Annotated in this window: 15 protein-coding genes and 1 riboswitch; of the genes, 4 read left to right on the top strand and 11 right to left on the bottom strand. The window is 71.7% G+C overall.

Annotated elements, in window-relative coordinates; genetic code table 11:
* Window positions 1–45: 45 nt before the first annotated feature.
* From EER30_RS27120 to secA2, 4 genes are all read right to left on the bottom strand, one after another.
* Window positions 46–462: a TraR/DksA family transcriptional regulator gene (locus EER30_RS27120; protein ID WP_127503438.1), complete on the bottom strand. Its 417-nt coding sequence runs from the start codon at window positions 460–462 to the stop codon at window positions 46–48.
* A 165-nt stretch (window positions 463–627) separates the two neighbouring features.
* Window positions 628–1,260 carry a nucleoside/nucleotide kinase family protein gene (locus tag EER30_RS27115; protein WP_127503437.1) on the bottom strand — a complete coding sequence of 211 codons (633 nt, stop codon included), beginning with the start codon at window positions 1,258–1,260 and terminating at the stop codon, window positions 628–630.
* Between the two features lie 9 nt (window positions 1,261–1,269).
* Window positions 1,270–1,821 carry a winged helix-turn-helix domain-containing protein gene (locus EER30_RS27110; RefSeq protein WP_127503436.1) on the bottom strand — a complete coding sequence of 184 codons (552 nt, stop codon included), beginning with the start codon at window positions 1,819–1,821 and terminating at the stop codon, window positions 1,270–1,272.
* A 363-nt stretch (window positions 1,822–2,184) separates the two neighbouring features.
* Complete coding sequence (gene secA2 / locus EER30_RS27105) at window positions 2,185–4,479, bottom strand: accessory Sec system translocase SecA2 (protein ID WP_127503435.1); 2,295 nt, start codon at window positions 4,477–4,479, stop codon at window positions 2,185–2,187.
* A gap of 121 nt (window positions 4,480–4,600) precedes the next feature.
* On the opposite strand from secA2, the gene EER30_RS27100 reads away from it, so the two are divergent.
* On the top strand, window positions 4,601–5,341 hold the full coding sequence (locus EER30_RS27100; protein WP_127503434.1) for an ATP-binding protein: 741 nt from the start codon (window positions 4,601–4,603) through the stop codon (window positions 5,339–5,341).
* Here EER30_RS27100 and EER30_RS27095 read toward each other — a convergent pair.
* Complete coding sequence (locus EER30_RS27095) at window positions 5,338–6,465, bottom strand: SigB/SigF/SigG family RNA polymerase sigma factor (RefSeq protein ID WP_127503433.1); 1,128 nt, start codon at window positions 6,463–6,465, stop codon at window positions 5,338–5,340. The two genes, EER30_RS27100 and EER30_RS27095, sit on opposite strands and share 4 nt — an antisense overlap.
* Window positions 6,466–6,623: 158 nt before the next feature.
* Window positions 6,624–8,738, bottom strand: a complete 2,115-nt coding sequence (locus tag EER30_RS27090) for a hypothetical protein (protein ID WP_127503432.1) — start codon at window positions 8,736–8,738, stop codon at window positions 6,624–6,626.
* 221 nt (window positions 8,739–8,959) lie between these two features.
* Between EER30_RS27090 and EER30_RS27085 the strand changes: the two genes are divergently transcribed.
* Window positions 8,960–9,484 carry a hypothetical protein gene (locus EER30_RS27085; protein WP_127503431.1) on the top strand — a complete coding sequence of 175 codons (525 nt, stop codon included), beginning with the start codon at window positions 8,960–8,962 and terminating at the stop codon, window positions 9,482–9,484.
* Here EER30_RS27085 and EER30_RS27080 read toward each other — a convergent pair.
* Window positions 9,447–10,292 (bottom strand): GDSL-type esterase/lipase family protein, encoded by an 846-nt coding sequence (locus EER30_RS27080; RefSeq protein WP_205650435.1) that lies wholly within the window; start codon window positions 10,290–10,292, stop codon window positions 9,447–9,449. The two genes, EER30_RS27085 and EER30_RS27080, sit on opposite strands and share 38 nt — an antisense overlap.
* Before the next feature lie 64 nt (window positions 10,293–10,356).
* On the opposite strand from EER30_RS27080, the gene EER30_RS48045 reads away from it, so the two are divergent.
* Window positions 10,357–10,581 (top strand): hypothetical protein, encoded by a 225-nt coding sequence (locus tag EER30_RS48045; protein ID WP_205650434.1) that lies wholly within the window; start codon window positions 10,357–10,359, stop codon window positions 10,579–10,581.
* A 167-nt stretch (window positions 10,582–10,748) separates the two neighbouring features.
* Window positions 10,749–12,227, top strand: a complete 1,479-nt coding sequence (locus tag EER30_RS27075) for a glutamate-cysteine ligase family protein (RefSeq protein ID WP_127503430.1) — start codon at window positions 10,749–10,751, stop codon at window positions 12,225–12,227.
* A gap of 309 nt (window positions 12,228–12,536) precedes the next feature.
* Here the strand turns inward: EER30_RS27075 and EER30_RS27070 are convergent, their stop codons facing one another.
* From EER30_RS27070 to EER30_RS27055, 4 genes are all read right to left on the bottom strand, one after another.
* Complete coding sequence (locus EER30_RS27070) at window positions 12,537–12,962, bottom strand: cobalamin biosynthesis protein (RefSeq protein ID WP_164842494.1); 426 nt, start codon at window positions 12,960–12,962, stop codon at window positions 12,537–12,539.
* 185 nt (window positions 12,963–13,147) lie between these two features.
* Window positions 13,148–14,503 (bottom strand): cobyrinic acid a,c-diamide synthase CobB, encoded by a 1,356-nt coding sequence (locus tag EER30_RS27065; protein WP_127503428.1) that lies wholly within the window; start codon window positions 14,501–14,503, stop codon window positions 13,148–13,150.
* A complete protein-coding gene (cobO, locus tag EER30_RS27060) occupies window positions 14,497–15,096 on the bottom strand; it encodes a cob(I)yrinic acid a,c-diamide adenosyltransferase (protein WP_127503427.1) in 600 nt (199 codons plus the stop codon). Before cobO ends, EER30_RS27065 begins: the two co-directional genes overlap by 7 nt.
* Window positions 15,096–17,216, bottom strand: a complete 2,121-nt coding sequence (locus EER30_RS27055; protein WP_127503426.1) for a VWA domain-containing protein — start codon at window positions 17,214–17,216, stop codon at window positions 15,096–15,098. Before EER30_RS27055 ends, cobO begins: the two co-directional genes overlap by 1 nt.
* A gap of 57 nt (window positions 17,217–17,273) precedes the next feature.
* Window positions 17,274–17,398: riboswitch (cobalamin riboswitch) on the bottom strand.
* Between the last annotated feature and the right edge of the window lie 5 nt (window positions 17,399–17,403).

Here is a 17,403-nt window from a genome sequence, read left to right as displayed (position 1 = left end):
GGTCCGCCGCGCTCGCCGGCGCGGCGGACCTCTCGCGTCCCTGGGTCAGCCGGCCCGGCGCTCCCGGTTCTGCTTGCAGTGCACGCAGGTGGTGGCCGACGGGAAGATCTCGAGCCGCTCCACCGGAATCGGGTTGTGGCAACCCTCGCAGTTGCCGTAGGTGCCCTCGTCGAGCCGGTGCATGGCGTGTTCGGCCTGGGTGCGCCGGTCGAGGAGGGTGCGCAGCAGCGACGTCGCCGCGTCGCGCTCGGCCGTCTTGGAGCCGCTGTCGGCCTGGTCGTCGCCGGCGCTGTCGCCGATCTCGACCAGCCGGAGCTTCTGGTTCTCGGCCACGGCCTGGTCGTACTCGGTGCTCAGGTCGTCGAACCGGCTGCGCAGGATCGTACGGATCTGGTCGATCTCCTCCGGCGTACGCCCCTTCGCGGCACCCTTACCCGTGATCACCGCTTGATTGACGAGCATGCGCTCCCCCTGCCCTTCCTCTGCCCCTGCCGTGGTCCCCCGCAGGCGGCCCCCGTCGCACCGTGGTGCCGCCTGATACCCACCGCCGAAGATCCCAAACGAGGCCTCCGCTGAAAAAGTAACCGGAGCATAACTGTCAGTGGTTGGTTGCGCTACAGACTCGCTTCATGAACGTTCGACGACGACCGCGGGACGGCGCGGATCATCGACGCGGACAACCACGTCGGCGAACGAGGCCGGCGCCACCTCCTCGGCATACCGATCGAAGGCCGGCAACGTCCAGGCGTCCTCGGGCGGGGTGCGCCGGACGAGCGCCGCAGCCGACATCTCGAGGTGCACACTGACGTCGAAGACGAGCCCGCCGCCGAGCAGCAACGGCCCGCTGACCAGCACGATCGCCCCCGGCGGGAGCTCGACGTAGGGCTCGCGGGCGGCGCGGTCGGTAGCGGCGTTCCAGAGCCTCGTGAGCACCCGGCCGGAGCCACCCGGACCGGCCGGGCCGAGCACCTCGCGTGCCAGTCCGGCCTCGTCGAACCAGCCGAGGTAGTACGAGTCGGAATTGTCCCGGCCGAACTCCAGCCGCAGTGACGCAGGTCGCAGGAAGTCGGCGGTGTCTATGCGCACCGCGGGACGCCCGAGGGCGCGCAGCGGGCCGATCAGCGCGTCGGCCAGGGCCCCGGGAGCGGCCGCCGGGGCGCCGTCGAGGGCGACCCGGAGGTGACTGTCGGGTTCCCGACAAATCAGAAGATCGGTAAGTTCCTGGACGAGATTCTCGACCGAGACAGGACGGACGCGCACCCGAAGAATTTACTCGTTGGGCTTGATCACGATGCCGGCCTCGTCGGAGAGGCGGTAGCCGACGCCGTAGACCGTGGTGATCAGCGGGGCCGCGCCGCCGAGCTTGAGACGAAGGCGCCGCACGTGCACGTCGACCGTACGTTCGCCGGTGTGGTCGTAGCCCCAGACGCCGGTCAGCAACTGGGCCCGGGTGAAGACCTGACGTGGCCGCTCGGCCAGGAAGAGCAGCAGGTCGAACTCGAGCCGGGTGAGCGGCAGCGGCTCGCCCTCGACGAGCACCTGGCGGGTGCCGAGCAGCAGGCGCACCTCGGGGCCGGACGTCTCGGGCTCCTCGCGGGGCGGGATGGCCGGCTCGACCGTGACAGTGCCCTGGCTGGCCTCGACCAGCTCGCGAACGGCCTCGATGAGCCGGTGGGCCTGGGGCGGGATGGCGTCGCCGGTGAGCGGGATGGCGACGGTGACGGTCAGAGCGGGTTCCGGCGGACGGCGGACGGCGGTCGAACCCCGACCCTGTCCGGTGGCGTGTCGGGCGAGCCGTGGTGACAGCGCTGTGGCCGGCATTTAGTTGATCCCCCTGAAATACGTTTCGGCGACCGAATAGGAACGATCACCCTCCGTAAAGCCGCGGTTGATATTTCCGTCAGCGCTGTTGCCGGGTCAACCCGCCAACCACACTGTGGGAAAATCGTTCCACGCTTGCCCGAACGTGCGGAAATGCATTCCGGTAACAGATTCTGTCAGACTGATTAAGCGTTGCCGAACCCATGTCTGCCTGCTGATATGTGCCGCGGACCACGTTTTTCCTGCTGAGGAGCGTAGGCGGCCCCGCCGTTTGAGACAAGCGCCACACCATTTGTTCGCCGGGGGTGCAAAAAGAATCCGGGCGCCCCGCTCGGGACGCCCGGATCGCTGTCTTTCAGGTTTTTACTCGCTGCGGCCGACGAGCCGGCGGCCGACGGCGGCGATGAGCCGGTCGAGCTCGGAACCGAACGGGTTGTCGTGCACCAGGTAGGTCCAGGTGGCGCTGGGGCGCACGATCTTGGCGTTGTCGGGCTCCCAGCCGTCGCTGAAGTCGGTCTCCTCGAACGTCTCGATCGTGCGGCTCTCGGTCTCGAGCAGCACCTTCTGGAACGCCGGGACGGCGGCCCGGTGGAACTCGTCGAGCGGGTCGAGCTTGCCCAACGCGCGCAGGTGCACGCCCTCACGCACCTCGGACAGCTCGGCCAGGTGCTCCACCCACAGGCGGTCGAGGTGGAAGAGCGCGATCGCGCGGGCCGCGTCGGACAGGACGTCCTCGTCGAGTTCCTTGGCCTTCTCGGGCGAGCGCTCGAGCAGCATGATCGTGGCGACCTCGGAGGTCAGCAGCCGCTCGCGGCGCTCGGCCAGGGCCACCCGCTGCTGCTCGATCACGACGCTGTAGCGCCAGGTGTTGCGGTGGATCTCGTGGTTGACGCCCTCGGCGACCCGCTGGGCGTGCTCGACCGCGTAGTCGACCTGGTCGTCGTGCACGACGCCGTCCATGTCCATGCGCGGCGAGGCCGGCAGGATGTCGCCCGCGTGCCGGGTGACCAGCTCGTCCTCAAGGCTGACGAAGAAGACCGAGCCACCGGGGTCGCCCTGGCGGCCGGCGCGGCCGCGCAGCTGGTCGTCGACGCGGCGGCTGTCGTGCCGGCCGGCGCCGATGACGTAGAGGCCGCCGAGCTCGACCACCTGGTCGCGGTCGGTCTCGGCGCTGCCGCCCAGGCGGATGTCGACGCCGCGACCGGCCATCTGGGTCGAGACGGTGACCGCGCCGAGCGCGCCCGCCTCGGCGATGATGCGCGCCTCTTCCGCGTCGTTCTTGGCGTTCAGCACGTTCGACGGGACGCCGACCGCGGCGAGCTGCTTGGCCAGCAGCTCGGACGCCTTCACGTCGAGGGTGCCGACGAGCACCGGGCGGCCCTTCTCGTGGGCCAGCTTGATCTCTTCGACCAGGGCCTCGTCGCGGGTCTCGTGGGCCGAGTAGATGCGGTCGGGCTCGTCGTCGCGGATGTTCTCGGCGTTCGACGGGATGACCGCGACCTCGAGCTTGAAGTATTCGCGGAGCTGCTCGCCGACGTGCACGGCGGTCGCGGTCATGCCGCAGACCGTCTTGTAGAGGGCGATGTAGGCCTGCACGGTGATCGTGTCGAGGACCTCGCCCTCGGCCGTCGCGTTCAGCCCCTCCTTCGCCTCGACGGCGGCCTGCAGGCCGTCGGGCCACCGGCGGCGCTGGGCGACCCGGCCGCGCATCTCGTCGATCAGCTCGACCGAGCCGTTGCGCACGATGTAGTCGACGTCACGGCGCAGCAGGGTCTCGGCGTGCAGCGCGACGTTGACCGCCGAGAGCTGCTGCACCTGGTCGTCGGCATAGAGGTCGATGCCGCCGAGCTTCTCCTCGATCTTCTTCAGGCCGGCCTCGGTGAAGGCGACGCTGCGCCCGTCCTCGGCCACCTCGTACTCCTTGCCGGCGCGCAGGTCGCGCACCAGCTCGGCGGCGTTGTGCACCGGGTCGGCCTCGGAGGAGATGCTGCCGGCCAGGACCATCGGGACGCGGGCCTCGTCGATCAGGATCGAGTCGGCCTCGTCGACGATCGCCGTGGCGAGCTCGCGCTGCACCCTGTCTTCGACGTCGGTGACCAGCTGGTCGCGCAGGTAGTCGAAGCCGGCCTCGCTGACCGAGACATAGGTGATGTCGGCCAGGTAGGCCTCGCGGCGCTCCTCGGGGGTCGACGCCTCGGTGACCCAGCCGACGGAGCGGCCGAGCAGCTTGTAGACCGGGGCCATCCACTCGGCGTCGCGGCGGGCCAGGTAGTCGTTGACGGTGAGCACGTGCACCGGGCCGTGGCCCAGGCGGACGTGCCCGTAGGCCGCGATCGCGGCGGTCAGGGTCTTGCCCTCACCGGTGGCCATCTCGGCGACCTTGCCCGAGAGCAGCGCCATCGCGCCGAGGAGCTGCACGTCGTAGGGCCGCTGCTCGAGCGCCCGCCAGGCGGCCTCGCGGCCGACGGCGCAGATCTCGGTGAAATCGGACGCCTCCTGGGCGGCCTTGGTCAGAGCCTCGTCGTCGAGCTCGCGCAACGCGTCCTCGCGAGCTTCGATGTCAGCCAGGCGCCGGCTGAACGGCGCTAGATCGACCGTCGTGCCCGGACGCTGCAAAAACTTGCGGAACCGGCTCTTCAGCCGCTGCGACACACCCATGGCGGGCAACGGTACTTCATTTTGCTGAGTGGTTGGTCACGACCATGGGCCCGTGAGCGTTTGTGTCGCCGTTACGCCGGGCACGTTGTCACGGCAGGGCGGAATGACGTGGGGAGACAGGGTGCCGAGTCAGCTCGTGTGCCGGCCGGAACGGGGGTTTCCGGTCGCCGTGCTGCACGTCAGCGGCGTCCTCGACCAGGTCACCGGCGACGCGCTGCAGCAGGCCGTCCGGCTGCGGCTCGCCGACCAGCCCACGGTCCTGCTGCTCGACGTGGCCCGGCTGCGCATCGGCGACCCGATCGGGCTGGCCGCCTTGAGCGCCGTCATCTGCCAGAGCCTCGAATGGCCCGACGCGCCGGTCGTGCTCTGCGGCGCCGACCCGCGGACGGCCGCCCTGATTGCCGCCGCGCCCGACTGCGCCGACGTGCGCTTCTCCGACGACTTCGCCGCCGCCCTCACCTCGGCCCGCGCCCAGACCGCCCCGCCGCGCATCCGGGTGCGGATGCGTCCCGTCCCCGAGGCCTGCCGGCAGGTGCGGCACCTCGTCACCCAGGCCTGCGGCGCGTGGCACCGGCCCGGCCTGGCCGCGACCGCCACGCTGATCGCGACCGAGCTGGTGGCCAACGTCGTACGGCACGCGCACACCAAGATGATCTTCACGCTGCGCCCGATCAACGGCGGGCAGCTCGGGATGACCGTGCGGGACCACTCCCGGCGCCTGCCCAAGCCGACCGACGCCGGGATCACCGACCCGGGCGGGCGCGGGCTGCGACTCGTACGGGATCTGACCGATGCCTGGGGCGTGCTGCCGGTGACCGATGGCAAGGTCGTCTGGACCCGGATCCAGGCGGACGTGGGTTAGCTTTCGAGCAGCCGGGACAGGCCGGTCACGGCCAGGACCCTCGCCACGCAGGGCTGGGCACGGGTCAGGGTCAGCGGGGTCCCGGCGACAGCGGCGGCCGAGGCGGCGTCGACCAGCACGGCGATGCCGGCCGCGGCGACCAGGGGCACGCCCGCCAGATCGATGACGACCGGATCACCTCCGGCCTGCGCGATCGCGCGGCGCAGCCCCAGGCGCAGCCGCTCGGCCGTGTCCCGGTCGACCTCGCCGTGCACGCGCGCGACCACCACGTCGCCGTCGCGCTGGATCTCGACCCGCACCGGGTACTGGTCGGGCCGCGACTCGGCGCCCTGCCATCGCGGCGCGACGTCGCACAGCATCGCCTCCCGCAACCAGGCCAGAGCCCGGCTGAGCAGCCGCGACACGTGCATCTGGGAGACACCCATGTCGGCGGCGATCTGCGCCTGCGTGCGGTTGCCGTAGAAGCGCATGGCCAGCATGCGGCGCTCCCGCGGAGGCAGCCGCAGCAGCAGGTCGGCCACGGTCACCCGGTCGTCGACCAGTTCCAGCCGGCCGTCGAGATCACCGATCAGGTCGCCGAACTCGGCGGCGCCCTCACCACCGACCGGCGCGTTCAGCGAGGAGGGCGAATAGCCGGCCGACGACTCCTGCGCCTCCAGCACGGCGGCCGAGCTCACGCCGAGCCGCTCCGCGATCTCGCCGACAGAAGGCGTACGGGAAAGGGTGCCGGTCATGGCCATGGTGGCGTGCCCGACCTCGAGGCTGAGGTCCTGCACCCGCCGGGGCACGTGGACACCCCAGGTCTTGTCCCGGAAGTGCCGCTTGATCTCGCCCGAGATGGTGATGACCGCGTACGCCGTGAAGGAGCCCCGCTCCGGGTCGTAGCGGTCGATCGCCTTGACCAGCCCGAGCCGGGCGACCTGCTCGATGTCCTCGAAGGACTCGCCGCGGCCCCGGTAGCGCCGGGCGAGCCGGCCGGCGAACGGCAGGCACAGCCGGGTCAGGGACTCCCGCAAGGCTTCGCGCCCGTCGTCGGTGGCGCTCGCGGACTGCACGAAACAGGCGATGGCGGCGGTGTCCAGGTCTTCCAGACCGCCGCGCTCCAGCAGGTCGCGCTCCGGCATCGGGGATCCCCCCTCGGCGGCTCCGGAGGCGACAGGGAGCTTTGCCGCTCAGCCGTGTCTGAGGCCGTTGAATCGTGGCGCCCGGCCGGGGCCGGTCGCCGAACAGAATCGCTACTGCCCGTGGTTCGCGTCGCTCAAACACCGTTCCCTTCGAGACTTCACCGTTCCGGTGAGCCGCCGTCGGCGGGCGGTTTGTTGACCTGTCCCATATTGGGTGCTTCCAGCTTGGGCCGCGGCGGGCGGAGGGCGGAATCGGCGGAGGGCCGGCCTGTGTCCGGTGCGGGCTGCGGCCCCGCGGGCGGGATCTGAGGGCCCGGCGCGGTGGGCGGCATTTGAGTGCTCGGCGCGGGGGGCGGCATTTGAGTGCCCGGCGCGGGGGGCGGGACTTGAGGATCCGGTGCGGTGGGACCACCCTCGAGCGGGCGGTTGACCTGGCCCATGTTGGGCACCTCGAGCGGGGCACGGGTCGGTGGCATCGCGGCGCGGGGCGCGGCGTTCTGCTCCGGACCGGATCCACCGAACCGGGCCGAGTTGTTGCCCAGTCCCGGCAAACCGCTCGTTCCCGTCGCGGCATCCCCGGGATGCGCCCGGCCGGAGGCTGCTTGGTTCGCCGTTGCCGGGCCGAGCGGTCCCTGAGCCGGAGCCGCCGGGACCGGGGCCGGACCTCCACGGCCTGACCTGCCGGGAAGGCCGGAAGGCCCCTGGTCGGACGGTGCCGCCGGTGGCTGAGCCGGGGCGAGCTTCGCGGTTGCGCCGGGGAGCCCCGACGGCTCGTCGTCCGACGGACCGGCGTGGTGACCGGACAGTCCCGAGGGCTCGCCACCCGGAACAGCCGGAACAGCCGGCGGACCGGTCGGCGTCGGGGTGACGGCTCGTCCCCGCAGGCCCGACGGTTCCGGTCCAGCCGGCGCGGCGGAGGGAACCCCGGCGTCGGCCGGCGACACCGCTTCGAGTCCTGTCGACGCGGGCACGTCCGGTGTGGATCCGGGTGGCAGCCCCTCGGTCGGTGATCCCTGCGGGCCGCCGGTCCCCACTGGCGTCCGCGGAACGGAGATCTGCGGCCGCGCCGCGTCGGAGAGCGGGGCCAACGGAGCCGGGCCCTTGGGCGCGGTACTGCCGGGAGGACGCGGCGGCACCGGTCGCGCCGGCACGAACCGGGGAGCGTCCAGCGGACGGTTCTGATGCCAGTTCGCGGGCAACGGCGGCATCGGCTTCGGCGGCGGCCCGGCTTCCTTGACCGCTTCGATCTCCGCCGTCGTGGAACCCGCCTCCGCTTCACCCTTCACGGGCACGGCGACCGGCGTCCTGGGCGGGATGTCGTCCGCGACCGGCCCCTGAGCAGCGACGATTTCCCCGGGCGCGGGCAGTACGGCCGGCTCCGGCAAACCGCCGCCGGAGATCGGCCTGGCTGTCTCCACCGGCGGACGCAGCCCGCTCGGCTCCCGCGCCACGTCGCTGCCGGGCGGCGAGGCCGAGGCGAACGACACGTCCACCGGCCCCGCCCGCAAGGCATCGCGATACCCCGGACCCACCGCCGGGCCGCCGTCCCGACCTCCCAGGCCGCTCGGCGGTTCGGCGTCGGATACAGCGCCCACGGCCGGACGCTGCCCCAGCCCGGTCGCCGCGTTCTCGCCGCCGTCGCCCCGATCCACCGGCAAGCTCTCGCTCGGGTCCTCCGGGGCGGCCCGCCGAGGCCGGTATTCGGATCGCACCGGCTCGTCCACGACCGGAGGCTCGACGGCGACAGCCCCGGATGGAACAGGCCCCTCGAGAACGATCGGCGACCCGAAGGCCGTCGGCGACACCAGCGAGTCAGGCGAAACCCGCGTGTCCGGCGGCACCCGCGTGTCCGGCGGCACCAGCGCATCAGCGGACCCGGGCGGCTCGAGCAGCTCGGCGGACCCGAAGGCCGTGGGCGAAGCAGGCGCATCGGACGAACCGAAAGCCGTCGCCGCGCCGAAGTCGAAGCCCGTCCCCGGCGCCCCGTACGGCTCCCCCAGCCCCTGGCGGGAAGCGGTGATCAGCCCGGAGTCGTCGGCGAGTCCCGCCGCCGTCACCACCTCGGCGGCGGCCCGCCCCCGGGCGCAGGGCAGTCGTTCCCCGCAGGTCGGGCAGTGCGTCATCGCGTCCGAAGGGCCGCGGCCTCCGGCATGGGCGACGAGCATCTCGCGAGCGGTGCGTGCGAGCACGCTGCCCGGATCCACATATGTCCTGCTCGATGCCACGTCAGCCGCCCCCGCTCCCGCTACCGAGGCGTGCGCCTCGACGAACACGAGACAAGTTCACCGCCGTTAGGTACCGTTTCGCGCGTTTTTCAGCATTTAGGCGACAGGGGTGGCCGGTGTGAAACCAGAAACGACTCTGCGACCTGCGCGAAGACCACCAAGACGGCCCGGAGGACCCCATCGAGCGCTTACGGTGCTCACGTATTCACTCACGGTGCGCATAAGTTAACTCTCCGTACGATGTGAGAATCCCTCAGGAGGTGATTGGCATGGACAATCTCGACCTCCACCGCGAGCAGATCCTCCGGCACGTCGGACCCGTCATCACCGGCCGCTTCGCGGGCTTCCGGACCTCGTACACCAGAGAGGTCAAAATCGGTCAGCCAGTGTTGATGGCCGTTTTCCTCGCCGCCGGTGTGACCCACCTGATCGGCTCGGCGCTGCGCATGAAGGGCAGCCGCCGCAGCTTCAAGGAGTTGAAGAAGGGCCCCGAGTTCCTCGTGACACCGGTGCGGGTGCGCGACGATCTGGGCCAGACCTACGAGGTCGAGATGCACGGCCAGCTTCCCCAGTCGGCCCTGCACCGCGGCGACCTCGTGCAGCTCACCACCGTCCCGCAGCGGGACACGACTCTCCCGGTCCGGCTGGTGCGCCTGGTCAACCTCACCACCATGCAGCCGCTCACCCCCCGGATCCCGACGATGTGGTCGCATCTGGGCCCCGCCTTGCTCATCCAGTCCCTGCTCGGCCTCGCCGTCATCGCCGCGCTGGCCGCGTTCTGGGCCGGAACCTGAAACAGAGCTGTTCGAGCGGCACCGCCGCCGCCAGAGCGAACATCCCCGCGTCGTTCGGGTGCAGATGGTCACCGCCGTCGAGGTCGGGACGCAGCCGCAACGGGTCGGCCGGGTCCCGCAGGGCCAGATCAAAATCGGCGAAGGCTTCCCGCGTACGGATCCACGCGTTGACCTGTCCCCGCACCCGCTCGGCCTCGGTGGTGTGCCCGCTCCACCCTCGGAACGGCGGAATCGTGCACACCACAACCCGTACGCCCCGGGCTTGACCTTGGTGAACGAGCCGGGTCAAGCCCTCGACCACGCGCGCCGGATCGGTCTGGCGCGGCGTCTGGATGATGTCGTTCACGCCCGCGAAGACGATCACCGTACGGACGCCGGCCGGTTCCAGCGCGTCGGCGGCGAAGCGCGACAGCCCGGACCGCCCCGCGATCGCGGTGCTCCGATAGCGAGGATGGCGCGCGTCCAGCAGGATCCGGTTGCCGCTGACGCCCGCGTTGGCCACCCCGAAGCCGACGACCGGCGATGTCGCGAGCCGAGCCGCCAGCAGGTCGGGCCACCGCTGGTTGCGCCCGGGTGTCGACGCGGCCCCGTTCGTGATCGAGTCGCCGAACGCGACGATCGTGCCGGGCGCACCGGTCACCTCGCCGAGCACCTCGGCGCCGGCCGCGACCACCGCCTCGGGTCGCCCGCCGAACGCCACGTCGCGCATCGAACCCGGAACCGCCGTACCGTCGCTGTGGTCGCCCGTGCCGTCGCGGCGAACGCCCGTCCGCGCCGAGAGCGCGACGGTGACGTGCCCGAAGCGCACCGGCTCGGATCCGAAGCGGTTGCTCAGGCGTACGCGGGCCCGGGGTCTTCCGATCGTGGTGTGAATGACATTGCGGACCGTGTGGCCGACCGCATTCGTGCGCGCCCCGGCCGAGGGCGACGCCGCCCACGCGGTCGACTACCCGAAGGCGGGAGCGGCGAGGACCGGACCGCCGGCCGCCGTCGCCCTGACTCCCAGAGCCGACGACAACGTCAGGGCCGCCACGACACCGGCCGGCGCGCGCCGCACGTTCATGATCTTGCCCTCCCCTGGGTGCTCCCTCGGATGAATTCCCGCACAACGGGGTACCGCTGCGATCTAGTTCCTCAGGGACGACGATCGGTCGTATCGACGGGCTTGAAAGGGACACGGAGTGCGATCTCATGCTTTGGTGTCGCCTGGCGCGTCGGACCGAGGTTGTGTGAATGTGATGGAAATCCAGAGAGGTGGTGTGCCGTGGGCGAGGACGTCGAGCAGGCCAACTTCACCCGTGAGGACCGTGCGAGATACCGGCACAAAATTCGCCGCAGCCTGGATGTGTTCGCGGCCATGCTGCGCGAGTCGCGATTCGACTTCGAGCGGCCGCTGACCGGCATGGAGATCGAGCTCAATCTGGTCGACGAGAACTGCGACCCGGCGATGCGCAACGCCGAGGTGCTGGGCGTGATCGCCGACCCCGATTTCCAGACCGAGCTGGGTCAGTTCAACATCGAGATAAACGTGCCGCCGCGGCGCCTGGCCGGTGACGAGAACGCCGATCTGGAACGCACCCTGCGGGCCAGTCTCAACAATGCCGAGAAACACGCCCGTACGGTCGGCGCGCACACGGTGATGATCGGCATTCTGCCCACCCTGAAACGCGAGCACATGACGGCCGAGGCGCTCTCGGCCAATCCGCGCTACAAACTGCTGAACGAGCAGATCTTCGCGGCCCGCGGCGAGGATCTCGACATCCGCATCGACGGCGTCGACCGGCTCGCCGTCACCACCGACACGATCGCGCCCGAGTCGGCCTGCACCAGCACCCAGTTCCACCTGCAGGTCAGTCCCGCGCAGTTCGCCGCGTACTGGAACGCGGCCCAGGTCATCGCCGGCATTCAGGTCGCCCTGGGCGCGAATTCGCCTCTGCTGTTCGGCCGCGAGCTGTGGCGGGAGACGCGCATCCCCCTTTTCGAACAGGCCACCGACACCCGGTCCGAGGAGATAAGAGCCCAGGGCGTACGGCCGAGGGTGTGGTTCGGCGAGCGGTGGATCACGAGCGTGTTCGACCTGTTCGAGGAGAACGTGCGCTACTTCCCCGCGCTGCTGCCGATCTGCGACGAGATGGACCCGTCCGAGATCCTCGAGCGCGGCGAGGTGCCCGAGCTCAGCGAGCTGCGCCTGCACAACGGCACGGTCTACCGCTGGAACCGGCCGATCTACGACGTGGTGCGCGGCCGGCCCCATCTGCGGGTCGAGAACCGGGTGCTGCCGGCCGGCCCGACAGTGGTCGACACGATGGCCAACGCCGCGTTCTACTACGGACTGATCCGCACGCTGGCCGAGGCCGAGCGGCCACTGTGGACGCAGATGAGCTTCAGCGCGGCCGAGGAGAACTTCCACACCTGCGCCCGGCACGGCATCGACGCCACCGTTTTCTGGCCCGGCCTGGGCTACATCCAGGTCACCGAACTGGTGCTGCGCCGGCTGCTGCCGATGGCCCACCAGGGCCTGGAGCGCTGGGGCGTCTCGACCGGCGAACGTGACCGGTTGCTCGGCATCATCGAGCAGCGCTGCCTGACCCACCGCAACGGCTCGGCCTGGCAGGTGCAGACCCTGCACGCCCTGGAGGCCGACGGCCACGACCGCCAGAGCGCGCTGCACGAGATGCTGCGGCAATACCTGCCACTCATGCACGGCAACGTACCCGTGCACGAGTGGCCCTATCCCGGCTGACGGGCGTGCCGGGGCCGGTAGTCCTGCAGCACCAGCGGCGTGACCACGTCGGCCGCGGCCGGAGCCCCGGGCCGGCGGCGCATCGCCATCAGCAGGGTACGTCTGGCTGCATAGCCTGACCACACGACCTGGTCGGGGCCGAAGCCCTCGCCGGCCGCGAGCCGATCGTGATCTCGCCGAGCGTCGCCCCAGCCGCGCTCCTCGGCCCGGCGGCCTGCTGTATCTCGCCCCGCAGCGCGTCACCGTTGACGGCTGGCTCCGTGCTGACCTCGGTCTGGGCGACAATTCGGCCGCTGACGGCCAAGTGGTTCAGCTCCGGGCAACCGCGACGGTGACTCGGGGGAAGATCCGCTTGGGCACGAGGAGCGTGCTCGAGGAGCCGGCCGCTATGAGGGCAGCAGATTCGGCCACGCTCGGCGTGCCCACCCGGTGCGCGACGAATTCGCTCGCATTCGGCGCTTCCCGTGCCGCCAGCTCGGCGGCGGTCAGGCCGGCGAGGGTCCACCCGCGATCATCAGCGATCTTCCGCAGGCCTTCGGCCCCTGACCGCCGGTCCACCGTCGCCAGCACCGTGACTTCACCCGCGGAGATCCCCGCCTCCGCGAGGACCTGGTCGACGGCCGCCGCGATCTCTTCGCCGCCAACGCCGTCCCGAGAGCCGAACCCTACCGCGATCACCACCCCGACCCCGTCTCCCCCTTGGCGATCACCGCTCTGACTCCCCACGGCGATCACCGGTCTGACTCCCCAACTCGATGATCGTCGTCGCGACATCGAGGGCTCGCCTGACTCGGCCGTCTCCTCCCCAGCCCCGCTCACCGAGAGCTCGCAGCCTCCATCAGCCGCCGGCAACCAGTCCAGCGAGTCGGAGGAGTTGACTCAGGCCACCGGAACGCTCGACCGGCAATCATTGGCGTCCGCTACTTCGCGGCGGTTCGGATCAGGCGTTCGGCGAAGGCGGGGTGGCCGGCCCAGTGCAGGTGCAGGTAGGAGGCGTGGATCGTCGGCGACGCGAAGCCCTCGGGGTCGGCCGACCGCCAGGCCCAGGCCGCCCCGCCCGCCGGGGACAGCAGCACCCCCGAGCGCGGATGCACCATCGTGCGGTGGAACTCGTGCCCGGTCACCCGGGTGCCCGCCGGAGCCAGAGGGCTGTCCGAGAGGGCGACCGCGTCCCGATATCCGAGCGTCAACGTCGGGGTCATGGACGCCTCAGCGTCGAGCACCCCGCACATCGGCGCGCCGTCCAGGGTGCGGCACAGCCACAGCAGCCCCGCGCATTCGGCCGCGATCGGCCCTCCGGCGGCCGCCAGCGCCGAAACCGACCGGCGCAGCGGCTCGTTCGCCGACAGCTCCGACGCGTACACCTCGGGGAAACCACCCCCGACGACCAGGGCCCGGACCCCGTCCGGCAGGGTCTCGTCCCGCAGCGGGTCGACGGTCACCACCTCGGCGCCCGCCCCGGCCAGCAGTTCGGCCGTCTCGGCGTACGCGAAAGAGAATGCGGGGCCGCCGGCCAGCGCCACCACCGGACGCCCGGGCACCGGGTCCGTGGCGAGCGGCGACCACGGCACCACGTCGAGCGGCGGGGCCGAGCGGGCGATCGCCATCACCTCGGCCAGGTCGACCGACGACTCGATCAGCGCGGCCAGGGCGTCGACCGACTCCTGAGCCTCGGCTCGGCGCTCCGCGGCGGGTACCAGGCCCAGGTGGCGCGACGGCGCGGCGACCGCGTCGGCCCGGCGCAGCGCGCCCAGCACCGGCGTGCCGACCTCTTCGCACGCCTCGCGCAGGATCGCCTCGTGCCGGTCCGAGCCGACCCGGTTGAGTATCACGCCGGCCATCCGTACGGTGCCGAAACTGCGGAAACCGTGCACCAGCGCGGCGATCGAGCGTCCCTGCGCCGCCGCGTCGACGACGAGGATCACCGGCGCGTCGAGCAGCCCGGCGACCTGTGCGGTCGAACCCGTCTCGCCGGCTCCCGTCCGCCCGTCGTAGAGCCCCATCACGCCCTCGACCACCGCGAGCGACGCCCCTTCGGACCCGTGCGCGAAGAGCGGCCTGATCAGGTCCTCCCCGACCAGCACGGGGTCCAGGTTGCGGCCCGGCCGGCCCGCGGCCAGCGCGTGATAGCCCGGGTCGATGTAGTCGGGCCCGACCTTGAACGGCGCCACCGGCAGCCCTCGCCGCGCGAAGGCCGCGAGCAGCCCGGTAGCCACGGTCGTCTTGCCGTGCCCCGAGGCGGGCGCGCCGATCACCACCCGCGGGATCGTCACCATTCGATGCCCTGCTGTCCCTTGCGCCCCGCGTCCATCGGGTGTTTCACCTTCGTCATCTCGGTGACCAGGTCGGCCGCCTCCAGCAGGGCTGGTGCCGCGTCCCGCCCGGTGATCACCACATGCTGTGTGCCGGGCCGCTCGGCCAGCGTCGCCACGACGTCGTCGACGTCGACCCAGCCCCACTTCATCGGGTACGTGAACTCATCGAGCACATAGAACCTGTAGGTCTCGGCGGCGAGATCGCGTTTGATCTGCGCCCACCCCTCGGCGGCTTCAGCGGCGTGGTCGCGTTCGCGGCCGGGCCGCTGGATCCACGACCAGCCCTCGCCCATCTTGTGCCAGGTCACCGGGGCTCCCCCGGCCGCGCCGAGCGCCTTGAGGCCCGACTCCTCGCCGACCTTCCACTTCTCCGACTTCACGAACTGGAACACGCCGATCGGCCAGCCCGCGCTCCACGCCCGCAGTGCCATGCCGAACGCGGCCGTCGACTTGCCCTTGCCCTGACCGGTGTGCACGGCGAGCACGGCCTGCCGCCGGCGCTGGCGGGTGGTGAGACCGTCGGCCGGGACAGCGGTGACTTTTCCTTGCGGCATCAGACTGCCCTCGCCATCTCGAGACCCTCCAGGGGCATCAGGTCGGCGTCGAGCGCCCGGGCGAGCCGCCCCGCGAGGCCGAGCCGGATCGGTCCCGACTCACAGTCGACGACCACGGTGGACACGCCGCTGAGGGCCGGTGCGACCAGCACGGGGTCGGGTCCGCTGGTGGCCCGCCCGTCGGTCACGACGATCAGCAACGGCCGGCGCCGAGGGTCGCGGCGACGTTCGGTGGCGATGGTCGCGGCCGCCGCTTTGAGGCCTTCGGCCAGGGGCGTACGTCCCCCCGTGCGCAGACTCGCCAGCCGGAGCACTCCCACCTCGTGGCTGGACGTGGGTGGCAGCACCACCTCGGCCGCATGCCCGCGGAACGTGATCATCCCGATCCGGTCCCGCCGCTGATAGGCATCGCGCAGCAACGACAGCACAGCCGTCTTGACCACGGTCATGCGCCGCCGCGCGGCCATCGACCCGGAAGCGTCCACCACGAACAGAACCAGGTTCGACTCCCGCCCGACGTGGACGGCCTCCCGCAGATCCCGAGGCGCGACCTCCCGTACGCCCCGGTGCAGCGCGGCCCGCAACGTAGCCGGCAGGTGCGGCGCACCGTGAAGCTTCCCGGCCGGCACCCGCGCCCCGATCACCCGCCCACGACGCGACAGCGAGGGCGACCGCCGCCCGGCATGCCCGCCCTCACCCTGCCGGGCGATGCTCAAAGTCCGCGTGCGGTAGGCGGAGCCGGGCGCGACCGCAGCCCCCTTCGCGCCCGCTGGGCCGTCAGCACCCGCTCGGCCGTCACCACCCGCTGGGCCGTCGGCACCCGCTGGGCCGTCAGCACCCGCCGGGCCGTCAGCGCGCTGCACGTCCGCCGCGCCGTCGGCGCCTGCCGTGCCGGCTCCCCCCGCGCTTCCGCCTTGCCCGCTCCCCGTTCTGCCCGATTTGTCAGATAAATCGGGACTTGGAGAGGGAGGCGGATTGTCGGGGCCACGACCGTCAATGGCTCCGCCGTCAGAGCCTCCCGCGTCCGGTCCTCGATCGTCAGGTCCGCCGCCGTCCGGCCCCGAGCCGCCCCCGTCGGGCGGTGTGTCGTCCGGGTCCTCGTCCTGCCGCGCGTCCGCCTCGGCCAGCGCGTCGTCGAGCCGCTGCTCGTCCGTTCCCGGCGGGTCCAGCGGATCCTTGCGCCGCCGGTGCGGCAGCGCCAAGCGGGCGGCATCCCGTACGTCGTCGGAAGTGACCCGGTCCCGCCCGTGCCACGCCGCCAGGGCCACCGCGCAGCGAGCGACGACGATGTCCGCGCGCATGCCGTCCACCCCGTACGCCAGGCTGATGCGGGCGATCCGGTCGAGCTCCCGGTCCGGCAGCACCACCCGGGGCAGCACCGATCGAGCCTGCGCGATGCGACCCGCGAGCTCCTCCTCCTCGCCGGCGAAGCGCGCCGCGAAGCCGTCCGGATCGAGCTCGTACGCCAGCCGCCGCCGCACCACCTCGGCCCGCTGTTTCGCCTCGCGCGGCGCCGCCACCGTCACGACCAGCCCGAACCGGTCGACGAGCTGGGGCCGAGGCTCACCCTCCTCCGGGTTCATCGTGCCGACCAGCAGGAACCGGGCCGCGTGCTTGACCGACACCCCGTCCCGCTCGACGTGGGCGCGTCCCATCGCCGCCGCGTCGAGCAGCAGGTCGACCAGGTGGTCGGGCAGCAGGTTGACCTCGTCGACGTAGAGCACCCCGCGGTGCGCCGCCGCGAGCAGCCCCGGCTCGTACGCCTTGACCCCGTCGGCCAGCGCGCGGTGGATGTCGAGCGTGCCCACGACGCGGTCCTCGGTCGCCCCGACCGGCAGCTCGACCAGCGTGGCCGGCCGGTGCAGTGCGGGGGTGTCCATGGGGTGCGGGCCGTCCGGGCATTGCGGGTCGGGCGCGGCCGGGTCACAGGCGAACCGGCAGCCGCGCACGACGGCCACCGAGGGCAGCAGAGTGGCGAGAGCACGCACGACGGTGCTCTTCGCGGTGCCCTTCTCGCCGCGCACCAGCACCCCGCCCACGGCGGGCGAGACGGCGGTCAACAGCAGGGCAAGGCGCAGGTCGGTCAGGCCGACCACGGCCGAGAACGGGTACGGCGTCACGTGGATCCCCTTCTGCGCGGGTGTCCACGCCCACGCGGCGAGTACTGCGAGCGGCCGGAGTCTCCTGACTCCCGGATCGTCGCTCGCCGCGCGCCTTCCAGCCTGTCGAGGCCGTGGCCCGGTGACGGTTCGCTCCCCGGTCACAGTGGCGGGACCGTCCCGGATTACGCACCGGGTTCCTCCGCGA

This window comes from Actinoplanes solisilvae (assembly GCF_003999975.1).
GTDB lineage: Bacteria > Actinomycetota > Actinomycetes > Mycobacteriales > Micromonosporaceae > Actinoplanes > Actinoplanes solisilvae.
The sequence above is the reverse complement of the archived record's forward strand: the minus strand, read 5'-3'. Positions and strand labels throughout refer to the sequence as shown.